Annotated in this window: 17 protein-coding genes and 1 pseudogene; 12 read left to right on the top strand and 6 right to left on the bottom strand. The window is 43.9% G+C overall.

Going from position 1 to position 23,919, the window contains the following annotated elements; genetic code table 11:
• Positions 1-17 precede the first annotated feature (17 nt).
• A pseudogene (locus tag DN599_RS11040) lies at positions 18-910 on the bottom strand (IucA/IucC family C-terminal-domain containing protein).
• A 625-nt stretch (positions 911-1,535) separates the two neighbouring features.
• On the opposite strand from DN599_RS11040, the gene DN599_RS11035 reads away from it, so the two are divergent.
• From DN599_RS11035 to DN599_RS11025, 3 genes are all read left to right on the top strand, one after another.
• Entirely contained in the window at positions 1,536-4,346 is a 2,811-nt protein-coding gene (locus DN599_RS11035) for a M16 family metallopeptidase (protein ID WP_110457675.1), read from the top strand.
• Between the two features lie 277 nt (positions 4,347-4,623).
• A complete protein-coding gene (locus DN599_RS11030; RefSeq protein ID WP_110457674.1) occupies positions 4,624-4,815 on the top strand; it encodes a CopG family transcriptional regulator in 192 nt (63 codons plus the stop codon).
• Between the two features lie 174 nt (positions 4,816-4,989).
• On the top strand, positions 4,990-5,334 hold the full coding sequence (locus tag DN599_RS11025; RefSeq protein ID WP_110457673.1) for a zinc ribbon domain-containing protein YjdM: 345 nt from the start codon (positions 4,990-4,992) through the stop codon (positions 5,332-5,334).
• A gap of 154 nt (positions 5,335-5,488) precedes the next feature.
• On the opposite strand, the gene cls is transcribed toward DN599_RS11025, so the two are convergent.
• Complete coding sequence (gene cls, locus DN599_RS11020; protein WP_110457672.1) at positions 5,489-6,943, bottom strand: cardiolipin synthase; 1,455 nt, start codon at positions 6,941-6,943, stop codon at positions 5,489-5,491.
• A 127-nt stretch (positions 6,944-7,070) separates the two neighbouring features.
• On the opposite strand from cls, the gene DN599_RS11015 reads away from it, so the two are divergent.
• From DN599_RS11015 to DN599_RS10985, 7 genes are all read left to right on the top strand, one after another.
• Complete coding sequence (locus DN599_RS11015; protein WP_239473292.1) at positions 7,071-7,910, top strand: endonuclease/exonuclease/phosphatase family protein; 840 nt, start codon at positions 7,071-7,073, stop codon at positions 7,908-7,910.
• Positions 7,911-7,993: 83 nt separating this feature from the next.
• Positions 7,994-9,916, top strand: coding sequence for a RecQ family ATP-dependent DNA helicase (locus DN599_RS11010; protein ID WP_110457670.1), 1,923 nt, complete (start codon positions 7,994-7,996; stop codon positions 9,914-9,916).
• Positions 9,917-10,600: 684 nt separating this feature from the next.
• Positions 10,601-12,376, top strand: a complete 1,776-nt coding sequence (locus DN599_RS11005; protein ID WP_110457669.1) for a DUF885 domain-containing protein — start codon at positions 10,601-10,603, stop codon at positions 12,374-12,376.
• Between the two features lie 439 nt (positions 12,377-12,815).
• Positions 12,816-13,496 carry a response regulator transcription factor gene (locus tag DN599_RS11000; protein ID WP_110457668.1) on the top strand — a complete coding sequence of 227 codons (681 nt, stop codon included), beginning with the start codon at positions 12,816-12,818 and terminating at the stop codon, positions 13,494-13,496.
• A gap of 315 nt (positions 13,497-13,811) precedes the next feature.
• Positions 13,812-14,939, top strand: a complete 1,128-nt coding sequence (locus tag DN599_RS10995) for a M14 family metallopeptidase (protein ID WP_110457667.1) — start codon at positions 13,812-13,814, stop codon at positions 14,937-14,939.
• A 12-nt stretch (positions 14,940-14,951) separates the two neighbouring features.
• Positions 14,952-15,269 (top strand): zinc ribbon domain-containing protein, encoded by a 318-nt coding sequence (locus DN599_RS10990; protein WP_110457666.1) that lies wholly within the window; start codon positions 14,952-14,954, stop codon positions 15,267-15,269.
• Positions 15,266-15,547, top strand: a complete 282-nt coding sequence (locus DN599_RS10985) for a YeaC family protein (RefSeq protein WP_110457665.1) — start codon at positions 15,266-15,268, stop codon at positions 15,545-15,547. The genes DN599_RS10990 and DN599_RS10985 overlap by 4 nt, the downstream gene beginning before the upstream one ends.
• A 63-nt stretch (positions 15,548-15,610) precedes the next feature.
• On the opposite strand, the gene ansA is transcribed toward DN599_RS10985, so the two are convergent.
• Entirely contained in the window at positions 15,611-16,624 is a 1,014-nt protein-coding gene (ansA, locus tag DN599_RS10980; protein ID WP_110457664.1) for an asparaginase, read from the bottom strand.
• A 316-nt stretch (positions 16,625-16,940) separates the two neighbouring features.
• A complete protein-coding gene (sppA, locus tag DN599_RS10975) occupies positions 16,941-18,782 on the bottom strand; it encodes a signal peptide peptidase SppA (RefSeq protein ID WP_110457663.1) in 1,842 nt (613 codons plus the stop codon).
• Between the two features lie 165 nt (positions 18,783-18,947).
• On the opposite strand from sppA, the gene DN599_RS10970 reads away from it, so the two are divergent.
• Both DN599_RS10970 and DN599_RS10965 read left to right on the top strand, forming a co-directional pair.
• Positions 18,948-20,963, top strand: coding sequence for an NADPH-dependent 2,4-dienoyl-CoA reductase (locus DN599_RS10970; RefSeq protein WP_110457662.1), 2,016 nt, complete (start codon positions 18,948-18,950; stop codon positions 20,961-20,963).
• A gap of 691 nt (positions 20,964-21,654) precedes the next feature.
• The gene (locus DN599_RS10965; RefSeq protein ID WP_110457661.1) at positions 21,655-22,017 is read left to right on the top strand and encodes a hypothetical protein; all 363 of its coding nucleotides are present in this window, start codon (positions 21,655-21,657) and stop codon (positions 22,015-22,017) included.
• A 212-nt stretch (positions 22,018-22,229) separates the two neighbouring features.
• On the opposite strand, the gene yfaE is transcribed toward DN599_RS10965, so the two are convergent.
• Positions 22,230-22,610 (bottom strand): class I ribonucleotide reductase maintenance protein YfaE, encoded by a 381-nt coding sequence (gene yfaE, locus DN599_RS10960; RefSeq protein ID WP_110457660.1) that lies wholly within the window; start codon positions 22,608-22,610, stop codon positions 22,230-22,232.
• A 121-nt stretch (positions 22,611-22,731) separates the two neighbouring features.
• The gene (gene nrdB, locus DN599_RS10955; RefSeq protein ID WP_110457659.1) at positions 22,732-23,862 is read right to left on the bottom strand and encodes a class Ia ribonucleoside-diphosphate reductase subunit beta; all 1,131 of its coding nucleotides are present in this window, start codon (positions 23,860-23,862) and stop codon (positions 22,732-22,734) included.
• Positions 23,863-23,919: the final 57 nt, after the last annotated feature.

Below are 23,919 nucleotides of genomic sequence, written 5' to 3'. Positions count from 1 at the left end.
ATTCGCTATATTACGCGTTAACGTGTTTTCGACTCAGCGCGGCCAAGTTTGGGGCGCTTAAAGGCATGGCATTGCTCAAGGCCGCCAAGGGATTGTCGATGCCGCTGGCGCAGCGTGGTTTTTTCTCCCTGCCGGCGAGATCTATCATTTGTTGGTTGTTATTCAATTGGATACGATTGAGGCACGTGCGTACAAAGTTGTCCTTAAACTGAACGTTTTGAGCAAACTTGGCGGCCAAATGTGGATGTAGGGCTTGGTAATTACGTATATTGTCTGCCACTAATTCTCTGAATTGGCTTTCACTGACGCTGGTTTGCTCATCGAGCAGCGGTGCTAAACAGCGGAAAATACAGTTAAAAATATCCAGTAAGATGTAGTTAAGTTTCATCTCTTCTTCAAGGCTTACCGCAAGAGGTTTTACACCATCAGTTTCAGTTAGCGGCATCGTGCCATGGATTGGCGCGACTTCTTTGCCTATGTCTTTCATTAAAATCTTCATCGGCACATATTCATCCAGCACTAAGATCGGGTTTTTCCCGTGCGCCATAAAGATCAGCTCGTAGGCGAAAAACGCGGGCAATAAGGGCGATAAATACAAGTTGATGTAACGGCTTAGCCACTCTTTGGCTGGCAAGCCTGAGGCCATTATTAAGGCCGAAATCAGTGTTTTATCTTCATGATCCGTGTGCAGCAGGGCAGCTATGGTCACCAAATCTGACATAAAGGGGTTATATAGACTTGAGGATTTGAGTAGCATGTCTGGATGCCAGTCAAAACTGGTTTTGGCATCTAGCAAAAAGCAGTTAAAGCCTTCGATAGGTTCTGATAAGGCGGCGAGACCAAGATTGAATGGGCCAATGCCGAGTAGCTCAAAGACTTCACTATCAATTTCCCTTTTTTTATTAGTCACTTACTTCTCCTTTGGCAGCATGCTGCCTATCCAGTGAACAGTTACCTATGGACGTAAATCCAGCTGTCTAAATAGCTATGTGGTCATCACTCTTGCAGTGATGAACGTGATTTTTTTAACGCTGTCCTTAGGCTATTTTTTCCTGCAGTCTCTGTCTCGGTAACGGCGAGTAAATTAGCACGCAATAAATCGTAAATACAAATCATTCTCATTTGGTGGGTGTGAGTTAATACTTTTAATTGACAAATAAACGGATTTGGTAAGATTAACAACGTATATGACTGCAAGGTGATCGGCTAAAAAAATAAGTTTAAGAATATATAATCGAGCGATGGGACGATAAATTAACTTTAAAAGTCTATTAATACAGTTGGTTAATGAGATTGTTGATAAATAGAGGGTAATTAAGGCGTCGGTAATGTTGGCTAAGTCCGATGGGGGGAGGCGTCGCTAAACTGTCAATGTAAATCCTGTGTAAAGTGCAGATTGCCGTTTTACCGTGACCATCTCCTTAACCCCTAACTATTTACAGACTATGGAGAGGTTTAGGGCTAGACCAAAAGCCTTATAAACCGCTATAGTCTTGCCTTTGATACTCATTTTGAATCTAAGTTGTATTTGTATTATGCGCAATTGTAAGTTTGTAAATATTTTGTTTGTCTCTCTATTGTGGATCCCTCTGGCCGCTTCCTCTGCTGTGAATGAGCAGGCTCTGTGGTTCCCTCAAACCGATGTATCTCTGGATTCACGCTATCAAAGCGTTTTATTGGATAACGGTTTACGTGTGATTACAGTTGAAAATCATGATGATAAGGGATTGTCCATACGTATGTTAGTCGATGCAGGTTCATTTCAAGAGCAAGGGCAAGATCCTGGGCTGGCTCATTTCTTGGAACATATGGCCTTTAATGGTTCAAACAATGTCGCTGAAGGTGAGATGATTGCGATGCTTGAAAGACACGGTTTAGCATTTGGGGCAGATACCAACGCGACCACGAGTATGACTAATACTAATTATCAACTCGACTTACCAAAGGCTGACATTGATAGTATTAATACGGCATTGTTTTTATTGCGAGAGACGGCTTCTGAGTTAACTTTAGATAAAGAGGCAATAGAAAGGGAACGAAAGGTTATTAAGTCTGAAGTACGCGAACGTCAATCTGTTGCACTCGCGCGGGCGCTTGATGTAGCGGACTTCATTTACGCCGGAGCTGATCTGCCTAATAAAATTGGTTTGGGGACAATCAAAGGGATGGATAACGTCACCCAAAAAGATTTAAAAAGTTTTTATCAAACTTTTTATGCCCCAAAAAATACGACCTTGATTTTAGTCGGTAATGTTACTCATAAAAAAATGATTGAACGTGTTAAACATTATTTTTCAGATTGGAGTAATGATCAATTTCAACCAGTCATCGATCCTACTTTTAAAATTATCTTACCTAAGAAACCTGAAGTTAAAGTTTTTAGTGATCCAAATGAAAACTCTCGTATTGAGATTAACTTTATCGAAAAAGAATCGCTTAAGGCTATCAGCAGCGAAACCATTTTAGAAAATTGGACCAATATGTTGGGACTGGCAGCATTAGCATATCGTATTGACCTGTTAACGTATGAAAGTGGTGGCCGTATTATGGCTCCCAGTATTTCATCGGATTTTGAGCTAGGGGGTGTGCGCGTAAGTCAAATTGGGTTGGCTACAGCTGACCAAGATTGGATATATGGCCTCAATACTATGACGCAATCGTTACGCCAGATAACGGAGTATGGGTTTAGTCAGGCCGAAATTGAGCGTCAGCTGAATAAGTTAGAAAAAGAGTTGCAGCTTAATGTTGAAACCGCAGTAGATGCGACTAATGCTGCGATCGCCAACGGCGTCATGCATGCTGTAGATAATACTCGTGTTATTATATCGGCAGAATTAACACTATCCTTGTTTAATCAATTACGTCACAAGCTGACGCTCAAATCGATTAATGAGGCTTTTCGCATTAGATGGGGTACACAGCCTCCTCGTATTCATTTGACTGAGCGAAGCAATGCACAGGGGTTAGAGCAGAAGGTAGTTGAAGCATATTCTCATAGTCAGCTTGGCAGTGTGGCGCGTTATGAGGATAAAGTGGGAACTGAATTTGCTTACACCGACTTTGGTAAGCTAGGTAAAGCGCAATTAGTTAGCACTTCTGATTATGGTGGGATACTGAGCTATCGATTTGATAATGGTGTCATGCTTAATGTTAAGCAAACTGATTTTGAGCAAAGTGTTGTATATATATCTGTGCGGGTGGGTAACGGATTGATGGGACTAAAAAAAGAACAGTCACCATTAATTTACCTCTATAATGTGGGTATGGCCACTGGTGGGCTTAAAGCCCATGATATTAATGATTTGAGGCGTATATTTACGGGTTCGACCATGGGACTCGATTCGAGTGTAGATACTTCTGCATTTATCTCTAGACAGGCGGTAAAAAGTGAAGATGCACTTAATCAGCTTAGGGTTTATACGGCGTTAATGGTAGATGGTGGCTATCGTGATCAGGGAAAAACTTTTGCGATTCAGACACTCAATAATTACTTAGCGTCATACCAAAAAAGCCCTGAAGAGGTAATGGCTTATAATATTGGGTCTAAATTACATGGCGAAGATGGGCGGTGGTCCGGACCATCCATAAAAGAGCTTAGTGCGTTTTCTATGTCTGACTTGAAACCAATAATGGATGACGCTATTTCCAATGGTCCAATAGAGGTAGGTATTGTTGGAGATATTTCTCCCCAAGAGGCTATTGATTACGTAGCCGAAACATTTGGTGCTCTGGCCATAGAGGCTAGCAGAACAACTGAGCGATATCAGATAGCGTTTCCGCCAATCATTAAGGAGGAAGTAACTTGGTATCACAAAGGGGAAAAAAATACAGCTCTTGCCAGTGGCTATTGGGATCTGCCAGATGCCCGTGATAGCAAACAAGCGTTGCATTTCTTATTGTTGGAAAATGTGATTCAGCAACGTGTAACAAGTGAAATTAGAGAGGCCATCGGTGCCGCTTATAGTCCATGGGTTGATCGCATGCAATCATATGATTTTAAGGACTTCGGTTATTTGGCGATAAATAGCAATACAACCGTTGCTCAAGTTGACGAGATTTTTTCAGTCTATAAGAGGGTGCTAAAATCTCTGCAAACAGACTTAATCAGCGATGATGAGCTCAAGCGAGCTGTAACCCCCATAATTGAGGCAGTCGAACAGCAAAACGAGAGTAACGGTTATTGGTTTAGTTTGACATCAACGGCTCAAACTTACCCTGATATCATTGATTCTAATAGGATCACTACTGAAGATTTGCCTGCGGTGACAAGGGAAGAACTCATGGCAGTGGCTAAACTGATCGATGTCGATAAGATGCTTGAGATTAAAGTGCTTCCTGAAATTTAAATGGCACTGAAACAAGCGTATTGCCGTTTGAAAGGGCGATGCAAACTCCCCATGGTTACAGAGAGCGTTGCTCTTATACAGCATAAGTTAGCCGTTCAGCCGTGAGTCTATTCCTAGTGTTATATTCAAAAAAGACGCCTTAGTGCGTCTTTTTTGTGTAGTAAAATTAAGTATACATTTTATTTTGTACTGCTTACGTTTGTGTTGTTACAAATTGTGCCCTACGATAGAATTTATTATAATCAGATGATAATGTTTAGGTGTAGGTCTACTCTCAATGGAAAATAAAACAGCACGATTTACCGTATTACTTGATCCTGCCAAGAAGCAAGCTTTTGAGCAGCTCTGTGCCTCTCAAGACTTAACCCCGTCACAAGTGGTGCGCCAGCTTATTCGTGGCTACCTTGAGCAGCATGATGTGAGTTATGGCCAACAAACGCCAACGCATAACCCAAAAGTGAGAAGTTAAGTTAGTTTTGCTGCAGAGAAATCAAAGTTGGCTAGCTGAAACATGATAATTTTATTATAATGCCATTATCATTTTGGTCAGAGCGAATGTCTGATGCGTCATGCTGGCTTGAGGCAGCTTATGTTATTGATAAGGCTCTGACCGTTATATTTTGTAAATTAAAGAGAGTTAGTGATGAGCGATATAATCCCACCATGTCCAAAATGTGAGTCTCCTTATGCGTATTCAGATGGCACGTTATTGATCTGCCCTGAGTGTGCTAATGAGTGGAATCCAAACGAAGAGATCGTTGATCCAGATGCCATCATCTTGAAAGATGCCGTGGGTAACTTATTAGCCGAAGGTGATAAGGTCACGTTGATTAAAGATCTTAAAGTGAAAGGCTCTTCACTGGTGCTTAAAGTCGGCACGAAAGCCGTGATCAATCGTTTCGTTGATGGTGACCACGACATCGACTGTAAAGTTGATGGTAACGGTCAAATGATGTTGAAGTCACAGTTTGTCAGAAAACAAAACTAATCATTTTAGTTTGGGTTTGAATAATACCTGCTATCAGCAGGTATTTTTTTGCCTTAAATTGGCTAATGAAAATGCAGATATGAGCATTTTTAAAGATTCTTAGCCCACTGATAGCTTAGGGAATTAATCGGATAATGCATGTAACGCCCCCATATCATAACAAGGGGCTAAACAGATAAAATACGTGTTCAATAAAACGTTTATAAAGCGCTCTATTTTGCCAGCGAGCTAAATTAAGCTGCTCAGCATTATCAATATATTGTTGTTGTAATTGGGCTAATTTAGCGGCAAAGACGATATCGTCAACGGCAAGCGTAAGTTCAAAGTTAAGCCATAAACTGCGCATATCCATGTTAACTGTGCCGATAAGGCAGTGTTCGTCATCGATCATCACCGATTTGGTGTGTAAAAGTCCGCCATTAAATTGATGAATTTTAACCCCCGCTTTAAGCAATTCGCCAAAGAAAGAGCGACTAGCCCATTTGACCATGGTGGAGTCGTTTTTACGTGGAATGATAATATTCACATCCACGCCGCGGTGGGCGGCGGTAGCTAATGCGTCGAGTAGGTTTTCACTGGGCACAAAGTAGGGGGTGGTGATAACAATTTTACGCCGAGCTTCATAAAGACTTTGCAGTAATACTTGATGGATCACTTCTTCTGGCATACCAGGACCAGATGGGATCACCTGAACGAGTGAAGTTGCGCTGGGTAATACTGGGTTATCAATAGGTTGCTGGGGTAATTCGCGCTGGTTGGTTTCTACCTCCCAGTCCCATGCGCTAACAGCGCTGACAATCGGCACCACAGGCCCTGTGATACGTACCATCACATCAATCCACTGGCCAACACCTTGGGTTTGCTTAAAGTATCGCGGATCGATGAGGTTCATTGATCCGGTATAGCCAATGGTATTATCGATGACTACAATTTTTCGATGCAGGCGTAAATCCAGACGCCGAAAGAACATCCTTAGCGGGCTCACAGCTAAGGCACCAACGACTTGAATGCCGTGGCTACGCAGTTGGCTGGGCCATTTGGATTTGAAAAATTGGCGACTACCAGCTGCGTCAAGCAAGAGCTTTATTTTCACACCTCTAAGGGCTGCACTGATCAGGGCTTGGGCCACATTGTCGGCTTTACCACCGGGGTGCCAAATATAAAACTCCATGATGATGCTTTCTTTTGCGGCATCAATATCGGCAATGATTGAGTTTAAAATTTGCTCTGGCGTGTTTTGCAGTATTAAGTTGTTGCCGCTTAAAGAAGGAATAGCCAATTGACTGTCACACAATTGACTTATAGAAACACCATAGTGACTTTGGCAGTGTGGTTGGTGTTGAGGATGCTGGTACAGCTTGGCAAACCATTGTCCGTATGGCCTAAACATCGCTTTAGAACGAGTGGCTCGAGATTTTCCTAAGTGTAATTCGCCAAATAGCAGATAGGCGCCAATACCGATAAAGGGCAGAAAGTAGATCACCAATAACCAAGAAAATGACACCCCAATGGTGCGACGTTTAATGACCACGCGTACCGCGACAGCGCCCAATGTTAACCAATAGAGTAATACGCCAGCAATAGTCAGTATTTGATAAAAATTTTCCATAATTGTGTGGCACTTAGCCTTGGTTGTTGTATTAGGGCACGCTATGCTTGATTGTACTGATTTATCATAATAAAACGTAGCTATACACTCAAATTCGAGTCAATTATAGGTTAAGTAAGGAAAATGATTGGTTTCAACACGAGTCAAAGTCGGCTTAGGGGCCTTAATGCTGCTAGTGCCGTTATTTTATGTTGTTCTAGTACAGCAACTTAATGGTCGTACCGAGGTAATGATGAGCCAAGTTGAGCCCATGTTTGTATCGCAATGCCAGCAAACGAGCTCCGCAGAGGCTTTGGACAGAGATGGCTTGCTCAATATCGCGGTTTGGAATATTTATAAGCAACAGAAACCGCAATGGCAAGGGGTGTTACAACAACTGACGGCACAAAATGAGTTAGTACTACTACAAGAGGCGCGCTTAACTCACCGTTTTGCGAATTATTTACAACAACAGCATGTGGTGATGGCGAAAGGCTTTAAATGGTTGAATGTGCCTATGGGAGTGATGAACCTGTCCTGGCAATCCGCCTATGAAGCCTGTGCTTTTCAAGCTCCTGAGCCGCTTATCCGCTTTGCCAAATCGACCTTAATTGCACAATATCGGTTGTCGAACCATCAATCATTATTGGTGATTAATTTGCATGGGGTGAATTTTGATTGGCGCCTTGATTCTTACCAAGCACAGTGGGAGCAGATCATTAAAAAAGTGGCGCTGCATCAAGGGCCTGTGGTGCTTGCTGGTGACTTTAATACTTGGCGTGAGGGACGTTTGCGAGTTGTCGAACAGCTCACTGAACGGCTTAAGCTAAAAGAAGCTAAGTATCATATTGATCATAGGCACAGAGTATTTGGCTTGCCGCTGGATCATCTTTATTACCGCGGCTTAACGTTACTTGAAGCCGAGTCATTTAAGACTAAGGCGTCAGATCACAATCCCATAGTGGCTAAGTTTACACTGATAAATTGAGTGGCCGTTTTGCAGCACTTGCCTATTGAAGTTAGGGCAGGCAGACTGGCCTCCTTTGGCGATTTTCAGCAATAGGCTTTACGGTGCAGCAACTCTTACAACAGGTTTTTGGTTTCAATACGTTTCGCCCAGGTCAACAGCAAGTGGTTGATACCATTATGGCTGGCCGAAGCTCGGCGGCTATTTTCCCCACAGGCTCGGGTAAGTCTTTATGTTATCAATTACCCGCGTTAGCCTTGCCACATTTAACAATTGTGGTGTCACCTTTGTTAGCCTTGATCCAAGATCAACTGGCATTTTTACATCAAAAAGGCATCGCGGCTGCAAGTATCGATTCGACTCAAAGCCATCAACAAACCCAAGCGGTCATGGCGGGGATCCGTCAAGGACAGATTAAGATTTTAATGATCTCCGTTGAGCGGTTTAACAATGAACGCTTTAGGCAATTTATCGCCAATGTGCCCATTTCCTTGCTGGTGGTCGATGAGGCGCATTGTATTTCAGAGTGGGGGCACAATTTTAGGCCAGATTATTTAAAACTACCTCAATATCAGCGTGATCTTGGCATTCCTCAAACCTTGTTGTTAACGGCGACAGCGACACCACAAGTGATTGAGGATATGGGGGCTAAATTTAACATTCCCCGTGATGATATTGCGCTAACCGGGTTTTATCGCGCCAATTTACACCTTAATGTTAAAGGGGTGAGCGGCGAAGATAAGCTAGCAACGTTGATTGACTGGCTACGACCTCGTCAAGCTCAGCACGGCATTGTCTATGTCACGTTACAGCAAAGTGCCGAGCAAGTGGCCAGTGCGCTTAATCGTGCCAATATAGCCGCAAAAGCTTACCATGCTGGTATGGACAGCGATATTCGTCAAGCGATACAGCGTGATTTTATGGCAGGAAATTGCCCGATCATTGTGGCGACGATCGCCTTCGGTATGGGGGTCGATAAACAAGATATACGATTTGTGGTGCATTATGATTTGCCTAAATCGATAGAAAACTATGCTCAAGAGATAGGGCGAGCCGGACGCGATGGCTTACCATCGGACTGCTTAGTCCTTGCCAATACCGATAACCTTAATGTGTTACAAAACTTTGTGTATGGGGATACGCCCGATAAGCTAGGTATTGCGTATGTGTTACATGAAATTGTGCAAGCCAAACAACAATCGTCACAATGGGAAGTGATGCTCAATACTCTTTCAATGCAATCTAATGTGCGCCTTTTAAGCTTAAAAACCTTATTGGTGTATTTAGAGATGCTTAAGGTGATCAAACCCGCTTTTAGTTATTACGCCGAATACCGTTTTAAGTTGTTGTGCAGTGAAGAGGAGCTTATTGCCCGCTTTAGCGGTGAGCGTCAGGCATTTGTGCACGCATTGCTCTCTAGTGCAACGAAAGCCAGAGTGTGGTACAGCATCGATTTTGATGCGCTAAATCGGCATTATCCAAGTGACCGTAACCGAGTAATATCTGCTATCAATTATTTTGAAGAGAAAGGCTTAATAGAGTTGCAAACGAAGCAGATGACCGAGGTTTATCAATTGCTTGAATTCGATCAAAATATTGATGCTATAGTGGAGAAATTACATCTGCAGTTTTTACGTAAAGAGCAAAGTGAGATTGCGCGGATCCAAGCCATGGTTGATATGCTAGGCAGTGACCACTGCTTAACCCGCCGATTATCAGCTTATTTTGCCGATCAACAGTTGACGCAAGACTGTGGTCATTGCTCGGTATGTACCCTAGGTGCAGCCGTGTTACCCCATAACACCAGATTGACGCCACTTGCGAGCAAACCTTTTGCAGCGCTGTGTGACGGATTGCTGCGCCTATTAGGCGATCGAGCCGATGCCAATATGTTAGCCCGTGCCTTATGTGGTTTACCCACGCCTTTATTTACCAAACTTAAATTACGCCGCGATCCTAATTTTGCCGTGCTAGAGTCTTATCCGTTTGCCGACGTGAAAGCCTGGTGCCAGCAACATTTAGGCTAGTGGGCTTGGCTACTGCAGTCATCATGCATCGCACTGCAAGTGCTTTATCAATAGGGCTTTTATTGCAATAAGCTTGATTGAATCGCTTTTGATTAAATAGTATTTAATCAAAAGCATTTAATTGAATAGCTCTTTAATACCATTGGGCCTTGGGTCAGCTAGAGCCTTAAATAAAGCTGATTCTGACCTGACACTCAAGTGTACTGGCAGAGTCAATTTTGCGATCTATAGCAATGAATGTGGTCCTATCAACAAAGGGATTGGCTCGATAGCCACTGTAGTGTACTAATTATACTCTGTAGATTGAGTAGGCTTTTTGTAACAACCTTTGTCAATATTAACCCTTTAGCTGCAATTTACTCGCTAACGTGATTAACTCTGGCGGCGTTTGACCTAAATTAAACTGTAAAGATCACATGGTGTAATTGGCTATCAGTACGTTTAGCACCTTATGTCACGGGGGCTGTAGGTAAAGGTTGAAGTTCTGCTGTTATCTCTATTAATGCCAATCACTAGCAATGCAGCTTATGATTTATCTTTGACGCGAGTCATGGTGATAAAAGTGTGAGTCAGTAACGCTTAAAGATAAACATCAATTTGGAGCTAAAGACAAATACAGTGCCAAATGATTAAAAACTTAAAATAAACTACAACAATAAACTAAAACCTATTAGGGAAGCCAAGATGAAAAAATCCTTTCTTGCTGCAGCCGTTGTGCTCGTGTTAGGCGGTTTGACTGCCTGTCAACAACAGACCGTGGCACCGAGCGCGCCCGCCATGACGCAAGCGACACAATATCAATTTGAGCAGTATTCACAGCAATTTATCGATGCATTTTGGCAAGAGTCACCCACTTGGGCTCTGTACAGTGGTTATCATAAATATGATGCACAGTTAAAAGTACCTAATGCGGCCAATCGCGCGTTATCACTGCAATTTATCGATCAGCAGTTGGAGCAGCTCCAGCAGTTTGAGCCGCAATCATTGTCGGCGAATCAACTGATCGACTATCGCTTGATTGAAAATTTGCTGCTGCGGGATAAATGGGAGATAGAGACCTTTAAATCATGGCAATGGGATCCCTCGGCCTATAATGTCGCCGGTGGGTTTGCGCAGATCATCAATGAAGATTTTGCTCCGCTTGATGAACGCCTGCGCTCATTTTTAGGTCGCATGGAAAATGTCCCCGCTTATTATGTTGCCGCGCGCGCTAACATCAACAATCCAACCCTTGAACATACTCAGCTGGCAGTGATGCAAAATGAAGGGGCGTTTGCGGTTTTCTCTGATGAACTGCTGGATACGGTTAAAAGCTCAGGATTAAGCGAGTCCGAAAAAGCACTTTTTGTTAGTCGTTTTAACGCAGCAACCAACGCCATTAATGAGCATATACAGTGGCTTAAATCTTTAGAAAGTCAGCTTGAAAAAGAGGGCGCGCGCAGCTTTAGGATTGGGGAGGCGCTATACGAGCAAAAATTTGCCTTTGATATTCAGTCAGGCATGACGGCAAAAGCATTGTATGAGAAAGCGTTAGCCGATAAGGATCGCGTTCAAGCCGAAATGGCCAAGCTCACCACGCAGCTGTGGTCGACCTATTTTACCACGCCTATGCCAAGCGACAGCACAGTGGCGACTCGTCAGCTGATCGATAAATTGTCGGCCAAACACGTTAAACGGGAAGACTTTGTCAATGAGGTGCGGGCACAAATTCCTCAGTTGGTTAAGTTTGTCAACGATAAACAGTTAGTCACATTAGATCCTAACAAGCCGTTAGTGGTGCGTGAAACACCCGAATACATGCGCGGTTTTGCTGGCGCCTCAATTAGCGCTCCTGGGCCTTATGAAAAATCCAGCAATACTTATTACAATGTGACGCCACTCGATGATATGAGCGATGAGTCTGCCGAGAGCTATCTGCGCGAATATAATCACTGGATTTTACAGGTACTCAATATTCATGAGGCGATCCCAGGTCACTATACCCAATTAGTTTATTCTAATGAGTCGCCAAGCTTAGTCAAAAGCCTCTTTGGTAATGGTGCTATGGTCGAAGGTTGGGCGGTGTACACCGAGCGTATGATGCTTGAAGAGGGTTACGGTAATTTTGAACCTGAAATGTGGTTAATGTATTACAAATGGAACCTGAGAGTCATTGCCAACACCATTTTAGATTATGCCATTCAAGTTAAAGGCATGACTGAAGCTGAAGCGTTAGCATTGATGACGCAAGAGGCGTTTCAACAGGAAGCGGAGGCGCAAGGTAAATGGCGCCGCGCAACATTGAGTCAAGTGCAATTAACCAGTTATTATGCGGGTTACCGTGAGATCTATGACTTTAGAGAGGAGTTAAAGCAGGTTGAGGGGGATAAGTTTGACCTTAAATCTTTCCACGAGACCTTTTTAAGTTATGGTAGTGCACCGGTAAAATACATTCGTCAGTTGATGTTAGCGCAGCAATAACGGCTTAATACGCATTAATCTTGCTATAGCAGCGGCCTCAACATCGCAATGTTGAGGCCGCTGCTATAGCATTTTTATGGGTAGCTTGACTGTTTTTCTTGTTCTGAGTCGATGTGGACTTAGTGCTTTTAGCCCTTTTTGTATCCGTAGAGCTTATTGGCTGCTGATTCATGGCCGCCATATGTCGATAACCTACCTATTATCACCAGCCTGCCTAATATTGAGAGCTTAATAGTGCCTGCATGGGGTGGTTGTTTTATATACTATTATTGTGTCGCTACTGTGGGTTACTTTGAGTCTAGGGTAGGGCAAATGGTGTGAGCAGTATCACGATGTGATTAAATCCTACTTAAAAGCCACGACTAGGTATAAAAAGTAATGGCATCGCATACTTAAAACATGTAACCTTAATGATAATTGTTATCATTAAGGTTCGTAGATGGACAGGGTGTTACTTATCGATGACGATCTGAGCGTAAGACAGATCGTGGCGCAAGCCTTGTATTCACAAGCTCGCCAAATTGACCATGCCAATAATGGCAAAGAAGCGCTAGACAAAGTTGAACAGCTGCAGCCGGAACTTATCATACTCGATATTGATATTTCCTGTGCAGATGGCTTTGCGTTCTTAAAATCTCGCCGCGATAGCTTGCCTGTCATTGTCATCTCCTCTAATGATAATGAAGAGACTCGAATTAAAGGCTACGAGCTAGGTGCCGACGATTTTATCGCAAAACCCTTTAGCACCAGAGAATTACAGGTCAGAGTTGCCGCGTTGCAGCGTCGTATTCAGCTGGCCCGTACTCAACCTAAGCCACAACAACGCTGCATATTTAAGCAGATGAGTTTTAATGAATTCGATTACAGTGTTGAAGTGGACGAGCGCCGAGTCATCCTGACACACACAGAGTTTAATTTGATCAAATACCTGTTTGAGCGCAAAGGCAAAGTGGTCACCAAGCAGGAGTTACAACGTGCGGTGCTTAAAAAAGAGCTAGGTCAGTTCGATCGTAACCTTGATATGCACATCAGCAATACGCGTCGAAAACTTGCCCAGACCAATCTGCCCAAAAGCATGATTAATACGGTGCGGGGACAAGGGTACAGTTTTGCCAATTAAGCGGTGTATTTGCTCAAGGTTGGCGGTTTTTTTGTGATAGCGACTGCGAAAGTGAGCCAATTTAGTTTATCCTATGGGCATTAATATCAAGCGTACTCATTATCGGTCATGATGACATAGAGTCACTATGGCTTGCTGGTGAAAATAGATTGTCTGTCCGTTATGCGTTTTATTATCGATGTAACGGCAGATGATGATTCATCAGGCCTGAGTCTATATTCAGTTTCGGGCGTAACCTTAGTGAGTGCATTTGATTGATAGCGATTTCAGATAACAATGCCGCCCTCTGCGGCGATATAATATGAAGGAATGGATATGCGGATCAGTGCCAATTTCGATGGCGGTAATATTGATGTCATCAATCAAGATAATATAAATGATATACAGCTGGCGATCAGACCAGATGAAGGCGGGGAATTTTTTCAGTGGTTTAACTTTAAGTTGCAGGGCACTGTAGGCCAACACTATACCCTTAATATTATCAATGCCGGCTCGGCGTCTTACACCAAAGGTTGGGAAGATTACCAAGCCGTCGCCAGTTACGATCGCCAGCAGTGGTTTCGTCTGCCAACCCGTTATCAAGACGGTAAATTGACCATTGAGGTTGAACTCGATTGTGATGTGATTCAAATCGCCTATTTCGCGCCATACAGTTATGAGCGTCACCAAGATCTGCTCAGCACCGTTCAAGTACATCCTTTGGTGTCGCTAGAGCACCTAGGCCTCACTCTCGATGAGCGCGACATTACCTTAGTTAAAGTCGGCGATGAAGATCCCGATAAAGCCAATATCTGGATCACCGCTCGCCAACATCCAGGTGAGACCATGGCCGAGTGGTTAGTTGAAGGCCTGCTGACCAACTTACTCGACGGTGATTGCCCGACAGCCAAGGCATTGTTAGACAAGGCTAATTTCTACATAGTACCGAATATGAATCCCGACGGTGGCGTTAGAGGCCATTTACGCACTAATGCTGCGGGCGTCAACCTTAACCGCGAATGGCAAACCCCTTCACTGGAGAAAAGCCCCGAGGTGTATCATGTTGTGAACAAGATGCAGCAAACTGGGGTGAATTTATATTACGACGTGCATGGTGATGAGGGCTTACCTTATGTGTTTTTGGCCGGCTGCGAAGGCGTGCCGCGCTTTAACGAAAAAATGGCACAGTTACAGCGTCGCTTTGTCGATGCTTTGTTACTAACCAGCGCCGATTTTCAAGATAAATTTGGCTACGATAAAGATGAGCCGGGTAAGGCGAACCTTACGGTTGCTTCAAACTGGGTAGCCGAAACTTTTGGCTGCTTGTCCAATACTTTGGAAATGCCCTTTAAAGATAATGCGAATATGGCTGATCCTATGTCGGGGTGGTCGCCAGAGCGCTGTATCTATTTAGGTGAAGCCTCGTTGTTGGCCATGTTGGCCGTGGTTGACGATATTAAGTAATGGAGGGCTGATATGGCGTTGATACAATGTCCAAATTGTAATAAGCGCATATCCAGCCTAGCGAAAACGTGTCCTCACTGCGCGGCTAAATCCAGTGGTGACAATGAATCGCTTAATCGGATAAGCCATATTAAACGCAGTAACCAGTTAATGAATCATAGTTTTTTTGCTATGACATTATTCATCGCTGGGGTGGTGATTTGGTTTTGGGGCGGAGAGCCTGCCGAAGGTGCACGGGCCAACATTGCTGGTGTGTGCGTAGTATTTGGGTTTGTGGGTTACCTTATTGCCAGAGTGCGAATAGTATTACATAAACGGAAAAGTGTATGAGTGACATTAATAAAGTAATCGATGAGATGCCAGATGAAGTGTATGCGCGGCTATTAAGCGCTGCGGAATTGGGCAAGTGGGATGATGGCAGTGTGTTGTCTGATGAACAAAAAGAGCAAACCTTACAACTGGTGATGCTCTATCAGGCAAGAAGATTAAATCAAACCGACCATTTTACTATAGGTAACCAAGGTACCCTAAACGAGCTGTCTAAAGCAGAGCTTAAAAAACAGTTTAAAGGCGAGAGCATCGCCGCGTTTAAAGCCGAAGAGTTATAATCAAACAATCCCCCTAACCATTGATTTTAAACGTTAGTTTTTAACCATGGTTAGGGGCTTATTTTAATCTTCGGTTAACTCCCCAAACAGGTCCTGCTGCATCATATCGCGAATTTGCGCCGAACTATAATCGGTAGACAATAGATAGTGCAGTTTGGTTAACGCCGCTTCTGTGGTCATATCAAAGCCACTGATCACCCCAGCTTGTGCCAACGCATTACCCGTGGCATAGCCGCCCATGTTCACCTTTCCCTGCATGCACTGGGTTAAATTAACTAAGATCACTCCGCGTTCGTTTGCGCGGCGTAAGCAGTCGAGCAATTCAGGATTTTGCGGTGCATTACCCACGCCATAAGTTAATAAAATTAACGCCTTAACTGGTTGCTGTAGAATATTGTCGATAATGGCTGTGGTGATGCCAGGATATAAGGTAACCACGCCAATCGGTTGCGGGCTAATATTGTTCACTTTAAGGGTATTGGCTTGTGATTGGCTGATCTTGCCTGCGCGCAGACGGATTTTAATCCCGGCTTCAATTAACAGCGGAAAGTTAGGTGAGGCGAAAGCGTCAAAGCCATCGGCATGGGCCTTAGTGGTTCGATTGCCTCTAAACAACTTGTTATTGAAGAACAAACACACTTCGGCCACCGGGTAGTTTGCCGCGATATACAAGGCGTTAAGCAAATTGGTTTGTCCATCGGATCGCAGCTGCGCCAATGGAATTTGCGAGCCGGTGACAATCACAGGCTTGGTGAGTCCCTGCAACATAAATGAGAGCGCCGAGGCGGTAAAGGCCATGGTATCTGTGCCATGCAAAATCACGAACCCATCGTATTTGTCGTAGTTAGCCTTGATATCGTTGGCGATCATCTGCCAATCGTTGGGCGCCATGTTGGATGAGTCGATTAACGGCTGGTATTCATGAATGACAAAGCTAGGCATCTCTGCATGGAAAAACTCTGGCATATCGTTAACACAATCGGTTAAGAACCCGGGTACCGGCGCGAAGCCGTTATCGGTTTTTTGCATGCCAATGGTGCCGCCCGTATAGGCAACGTAGATTGAGCGTTTTGTCATAATAATGGTGGTTGGTTAATCGCAAGGGTAGCGCGATTATACTGGGGATGGCATTAATAAAAAAGCTCACTACGGATAAGCGCTTAGCAATTGCCCATAATCTGTCTCTACTCTGGTTATTCTCTGTCTGAGGCGGGACGTTACCTAAAATCTGCAGGCGCTAACATACCCATAGCTGAATCACATGGAGACGGCAATATTAGTTATTGCAATGATTTATGTACATGATTGATAGTGAGTCGCAATAAAAAAGCCCCAGCGATAATGCGAGGGCTTTTCTTGATTAACACCTGTCGTTATTGTTTAATCTGTGAGATTAAAAATTACAGGTATCGCAGTAGAGATACACACCATTTGGGTCGTCAAAGGCACTGAACTCTTGAGCAAATTTACTCCATTGACCAATGATTTTATCTGCTAACTGGCTGTTTGATGCCGACTCAGGCAAATAAGCCGCGACACTGGCAAACATTTCCTGAATAAATAGCTCTTGTGGTGTGAGCTCCTGCTCAATCACGCGAGTGTCAAACTTATCCAATTTAGCCAGCTCAGACGCCTTGGTTACGGCTTGATCAAGATCGCCCAATGCATCCACTAATCCCAAATCGAGGGCTTTTTTACCAGACCAAACACGACCTTGGGCGATGCTGTCGACCTCAGCCAATTCCATATCGCGCTCAGTGGCAACCAGTGAAATAAAGTCATGATAACCACGCTCAATCTGACGTTGAATGATCTGCTTTAACTCAGGGCTAATGCCCTTAGCGAGCGAGAATGAGGCTCTGTCTGATGTTGATACTCCATCGGTGTACACGCCAAGGGAAGCCAATGAATCTTCAAAAGTCGCGACCATGCCAAAGATACCAATAGAGCCTGTTAGGGTCGTTGGCGTGGCAAAGATATAATCGGCGCTGGCCGAGATCCAGTAACCACCAGAAGCTGCATAACTGCCCATACTGACAACCACTGGCTTACCTGCGCTTTTCAGTGCAAGCACCTCTTGGCGGATCTGTTCGGAGGCAAACGCACTACCACCAGGGCTATCGACGCGTAACACAACCGCTTTGACTTTGTCATCAAAGCGCGCTTTACGCAGTAGGGCTGAGGTACTTTCCCCCCCAATCTGGCCAGCAGGTTGACTACCATTAAGAATATTGCCTTTGGCCACAATGATGCCAACGGTGTCTTGTATCATCAGAGGTGGTAACTCTTGCACCAGCGTGCGGTAATCATAATAATTTATTTGCTTATATTGATGACCTTCTTTGGCTTTACCCACGTTATCTATCATGGCTAAACGAAAGGCCTCGGCCGAGGCCAGTTTATCGACCCAGCCCATATTCACGGCCATTTCTGCCGAACGGCCTTTGGCTTTATCTAGCTCGACAAGGTACTGCTCAGATGTGAGCACCAAATCACTTTGCTCAAGACCGCGATTACGGGCAACCGTTTGCTCGTAACTGGTCCAAATATCGTTAAGTAAGGCGCTGTTAGCTTCTTTGGCTGCTGCTGACATATCGTCGCGAACGAAAGGTTCAACCGCAGATTTAAAGGTGCCAACCCGAAACACATGCGCCTTAATTTTAAGTTTGTCTAACGCCGATTTATAATATTGGCGATAACGACTTAGGCCATCAATTTCAACTCCACCTTGTGGATTTAGATAGATGGTGTCGGCGAAAGAGGCTAAAAAATATTGATTTTGGCCATACCAGTTGCCCATGGCAATGATCGGTTTGTCTGACGCTTTAAAGCGTTCTAACGCCTCACCGATACTTTGCAGCTTACTGATCCCCGTGCCTCTGAGTTCACCAATATCGAGTACAATTGCGGCGATGCGATTATCGCTGGCGGCGTTATCTATGGTGCGCAACAGATCGGCCAGTAAAATCTCACCATCGACATCGGCGCCTTGATTGCTTTTCATCACTGCTTCTATGGGATCAACTTGACGTAACTGTTCTACCACAGTGCCGGATAAATTGAGCACTAACGCAGAGCCATCTTCAACGGTAGGCAGCTCGTCACTGTTCATGGCAACCACAATGAGCGCGAGGAAACCGAAAAAGAACAGGTTAAGTAATAGTTTGCGAGTACCATTAAGGCCTTTCCACAAACCGATTAAGATCCTTTTAAAAACTGAGGGTTTAGCGGACATCATCCACTCCTATATTAGCTAGATTTCCCTATGCTAACTGAAAATCCTCTTTGGGGTGAAACACAATTGTAAATGAATCTTTTCATAGCCCTTTGATTGTGTATTGAGCTTAAAACAAACAACGGGTATGCTAGTTTAAATCACTTGTTTAAAAAGGATGTTTGAATGTCGTTTCCACATTTATTAGAACCCTTAGATCTTGGATTCACTCAACTCAAGAACCGTGTACTCATGGGATCCATGCATACCGGGCTTGAAGAAGAAAAGGGCGGTTTTGAGAAACTGGCAGCATTTTATCAAGAGCGTGCTAAAGGTGGCGTAGGGCTAATTGTCACTGGCGGAATAGCCCCCAATTTGCGCGGCCGCTTAGCCCCACATGCCTGTCAATTAAGTTTCCCGTGGCAAGTGGCTAAACATAAAATAGTGACCGATGCGGTTCATGAGGCTGACGGTAAAATTTGTATGCAAATTTTACATGCCGGGCGTTATGGGTACCACCCGTTTTCACTGGCACCAAGCAAAATCAAATCGCCTATCACTCCATTTACCCCCTCGGCCATGTCATCTCGACAGGTGAAAAACACGATAAAAGATTACGCGACATCGGCGGCCTTGGCTAAAAAAGCCGGTTATGATGGCGTCGAAGTCATGGGATCGGAAGGGTATCTGATTAACCAATTTATCTGTTCGCGTACCAATAAGCGTGAGGATGAATGGGGCGGTACATTTGACAATCGCGTTCGCTTTCCCATCGAAATCGTCAAGGCGATACGTGCTAAGGTTGGCGCTGACTTTATTATTATTTTCCGTCTATCTATGTTGGATCTGGTGGATAATGGTTCGAGCTGGGATGAAGTGGTCAGTTTAGCCAAATCCCTTGAGCAGGTTGGGGTGTCGATTATCAACACAGGTATTGGCTGGCATGAAGCTAGGGTACCAACCATTGCTACCAGTGTTCCGCGCGGCGCCTTTGCTTGGGTGACTGAGCGACTCAAGCAGGAAGTAACAGTACCGTTAATTGCCACCAACCGCATTAACACGCCCGAAATAGGTGAACAGATCATTGCCTCAGGGCAGGCCGATATGGTGTCGATGGCGCGCCCCTTTCTTGCCGATGCCGAGTTTGTTAACAAAGCCGCTGCGGGTGAAAGCGAGCTGATTAATACCTGTATTGGTTGTAATCAGGCTTGTCTGGATCATACCTTTGCCCTTAAGCGTGCGACCTGTCTGGTTAACCCAAGAGCCTGCTATGAAACTGAGCTTAACTTTACTCCAGCTGCGACCAAAAAGTGCATTGCCGTGATGGGCGCTGGCCCTGCCGGCATGGCATTTTCAATCTATGCGGCTATGCGTGGTCATCACGTCGTGGTATTTGAGGCGAAAAGTGAGGTGGGAGGTCAGTTTAATTTAGCGCGTAAGATCCCAGGTAAAGAAGAGTTTAATGAAACCATTCGCTACTTTACTGAGCAGATGAAACGCCATCATGTTGAGCTTAGACTCAACACTCGTCTCGATGCTTCTGTGGTACGTGATGAAGCCTTTGATGAGGTTGTGATTGCGGCAGGCGTCGTGCCGCGCCGCTTAGAACTTCCTGGTTTTGATAACCCTAAGGTGGTGACTTATCAGCAGGTGCTTAGCGGTGAAATTAGCGTTGGTGAGCGGGTAGCCTTGATTGGTGCGGGCGGTATTGGCTTTGATATGGCGCATTATCTTGGTGAACGTGAGTCGAGTACACTGCAACCGGACAAGTGGTTTAAACAGTGGGGCATTGATAAGACGTATGCTGAGCCAGGCGGGCTCACTGAGCCAGAGCTTTCGGCGCCTGAGCGGCAGATTTATTTACTGCAGCGTAAAACCAGTAAAATGGGTAAAGGGCTGGGTAAAACCACCGGCTGGATCCATCGCTCTGTGTTAAAACATCATCAAGTGCAAATGTTAACAGGAGTAAACTATGACCACTTCGATGAACAAGGTTTGCATATCAAGGTGGGTGATGACTCACGCGTGCTTGACGTCGATAATGTTATCTTGTGCGCTGGCCAAGAGTCGAATCGTACTTTGGTTGATGAGATGAAAGCAACGGGATTACCCGTGCACCTGATAGGCGGCGTCGACGTTGCAGCAGAGCTGGATGCCAAACGCGCTATCCGTCAAGGGGCTGAACTAGCCATCGCGCTGTAGCCACTATTCTATGTATCACAATGGGCCGCCAGCTATTGCTATTTGCATGTAGTAGTACCATTATCTGATAAAAAGCTAACTTTAATAAGTTAGCTTTTTTCATTAGCGCTGGTATGAATATCAGTGGCACTGGGACTTAAGCTTAATTGGTAATGTAATGAGGTATTAGGCCAAATATTTTAGTGCGTGCCTCAACCTTGTTTAGTGCAATCAGTTTGTAAGTAGAACGATATACATTGTACCTTAATTAGAGAGTCAAAGTGACTATCCGAATGTTGATACTATAGAGGCTGATTAACAATCCATTGACCTTTATTTAATGGGTCGATATCATCTTTAGGTACTGCACTATTATTTAAATATGTAATATTTATGACTTTATATGGAAATGATGATTATGAATAAGTTTAAATATCTGATAGCTGATTTAATATTAATCAGTGCCTCTGCTAATGCAGCCGATACCGTTACAATTGTTGTGTCAGGGGAGTATACACCAAGGTTAAACAACCAGTTTAAGGTTGATAAATTATGATTCTAAATAAAAAATCCACATTATTACTATTTATCTTAGTGATAATGACTCTGTTTTTTGTCTATTTATATCATTCAGGTGATGATTCCTTTGCCTCTACAGCTCACGGAGAACATGGAAGTCCATCTCTCGAGTTGATTAATGATAGCAGCAATAATGACATCTTCAGCGTATAGAGAGATTGTTAAAGCGCTTCCCAATTATACTAATAACGAGTCTGATACTGTTGAGTATGAAAACCGTATTAGTGACTATATAAACAAGTCAGATGTCAATCCACTCCTTAGTGATTATGATGTCGCTTGTAATAATGACGTTTGTTTTGGCTATTTTGCTTCTGAATCTAAAGATGAATTAGATGAGTTTTTTATTGAGTTTATTCGTGGGGATAGTTCACCGACTCATAAATCGGGTTTTGTTAACTCTATGGAAGTTCATAATTCCGACACTGGAATTTTTGAGTACCGTATTTCTTTTAACTCCAATCCTGAAGTGAAATCGATAACTGTACCTAGATAAAGTGAACCAAATTACTGTTTTATGATTTCCAATACATAAAAAGGCTAACCGAAAAGGTTAGCCTTTTTTATTGAGTCAATGGCTGGATATTATTAAGCCAGCAATGCTGTTAATTATCTGCGATAGTCTTAATAATGAGCCTAAGAGTCAGGATGACTAATAGTCGTAATCCTTGCACGTTTAGCACAATGACAATCCTTAAGCATCAAGGATTAGCATTTCAGTTGATTTTGTCTTGACTGATTAACCGTTGTGGCAGAGCTGTTGTTCGAGCTTGACGCACGAGTGATGACCACATTAGCGCCTTGAGCCGATAAGGCTAAGTCCACATCGCCATCGGGATGACAGCAACAAGGCAGACATTCATTGGCTTCCAGTTCAACTAAAGGCTCAGTATGGTATATCACCGAGCCATGATTGAGTTTGGTTTTACAGGCGCCACAAAAGCCGTTTCGGCATTCTGAAAAAACCTTAACGTTTTTCTGTTCCAGTGCCTGTAGCAGGCTGACGTGCTGCTCAGTATAGAGCAGCACAGGCTGGCCTTGTAGGCTGACAATGGGCGCTTTTTTAAAGGTCGCTTGCTTAAACGTCATGCGTATAATTATTTAACATCTATTTATTGAGCTATGATTGCTCACGTTATGGTGACTAAGAATAGGATGCACCTATTTAGCCATGCAGGCTGCTCCGTCACTCAATCACAGAGCTATATGATTACAGATCAAAATCGGCAAACTGACTTTCATCGACTGAAGAGTCAATTTGGCCCACAAGGTAAGATGATACTTCTACTTCTTGCGGCGCGACCTGTACTGAATCACTTTCTAGCCAGTTTTTCATCCACGGCAGCGGGTTGCTTTGATCCGCGTAAGGGCTGATTAAGTTGACCGATTTCATACGTTCGTTAGTAATATATTCAACGTATTGACATAAGATCTGTTCGTTAAGACCAATCATAGAGCCATCTTTGAATAGGTATTTTGCCCACTCTTTTTCCTGCTCTGCCGCTTTGATAAAGATGTCAGTGGCTATCTGCTCACACTCTTTGGCAATGTCGCCCATCTCTGGATCGTCTTTACCCGCTTGCATAATCTTAAGGATATGCTGGGTACCATTTAGGTGAAGCGCTTCATCCCGGGCGATCAATCGAATAATTTTAGCGTTACCTTCCATTACTTTACGTTCAGCGAATGCAAAAGAGCAGGCAAAGCTGACATAAAAACGAATCGCTTCTAATACGTTAACCGACATCATGCACAGATACAGGGCTTTTTTGATCTCACGCTGGGTGACCACGACTTGCTTACCGTCGATCTCGTGCGTACCTTCACCAAACAAATGGAACGCTTGAGTAAGCACAATCAGCTTATCGTAGTACTCGGCAATATCACTAGCACGCTTGAGGATCTCTTTATTGGCAACGATATCGTCAAATACTACCGATGGGTCGTTAACAATGTTACGGATAATGTGAGTGTATGAGCGTGAATGAATGGTTTCAGAAAACGACCAAGTTTCAATCCAGGTTTCAAGCTCTGGCAGCGAAACTAAGGGGAGAAATGCCACGTTAGGTGAGCGCCCTTGAATCGAGTCAAGCAGAGTCTGATACTTTAAGTTTGAGATAAAAATATGCTTTTCGTGATCGGGTAACGCCGCATAGTCGATTTTGTCTTTGCTGACATCAACTTCTTCTGGACGCCAGAAAAACGATAGTTGCTTTTCGATTAACTTTTCAAAAACTTCATATTTTTGAATATCATAACGCGCTACGTTAACCGATTGCCCCATAAACATGGGTTCCAGTGAAGCATTATTAGCGGTTTGACAAAATGTAGAATAGGCCATGTTTCTATCTTCCGACAATGGGGGCTTAGCCCCCATATATTAACGTTAAATACAGAT

Origin of the sequence: Shewanella algidipiscicola, from assembly GCF_900380485.1 — a bacterium.
In the GTDB taxonomy this organism is placed as follows: domain Bacteria; phylum Pseudomonadota; class Gammaproteobacteria; order Enterobacterales; family Shewanellaceae; genus Shewanella; species Shewanella algidipiscicola.
This window is presented reverse-complemented; position numbering and strand designations above follow the sequence as displayed.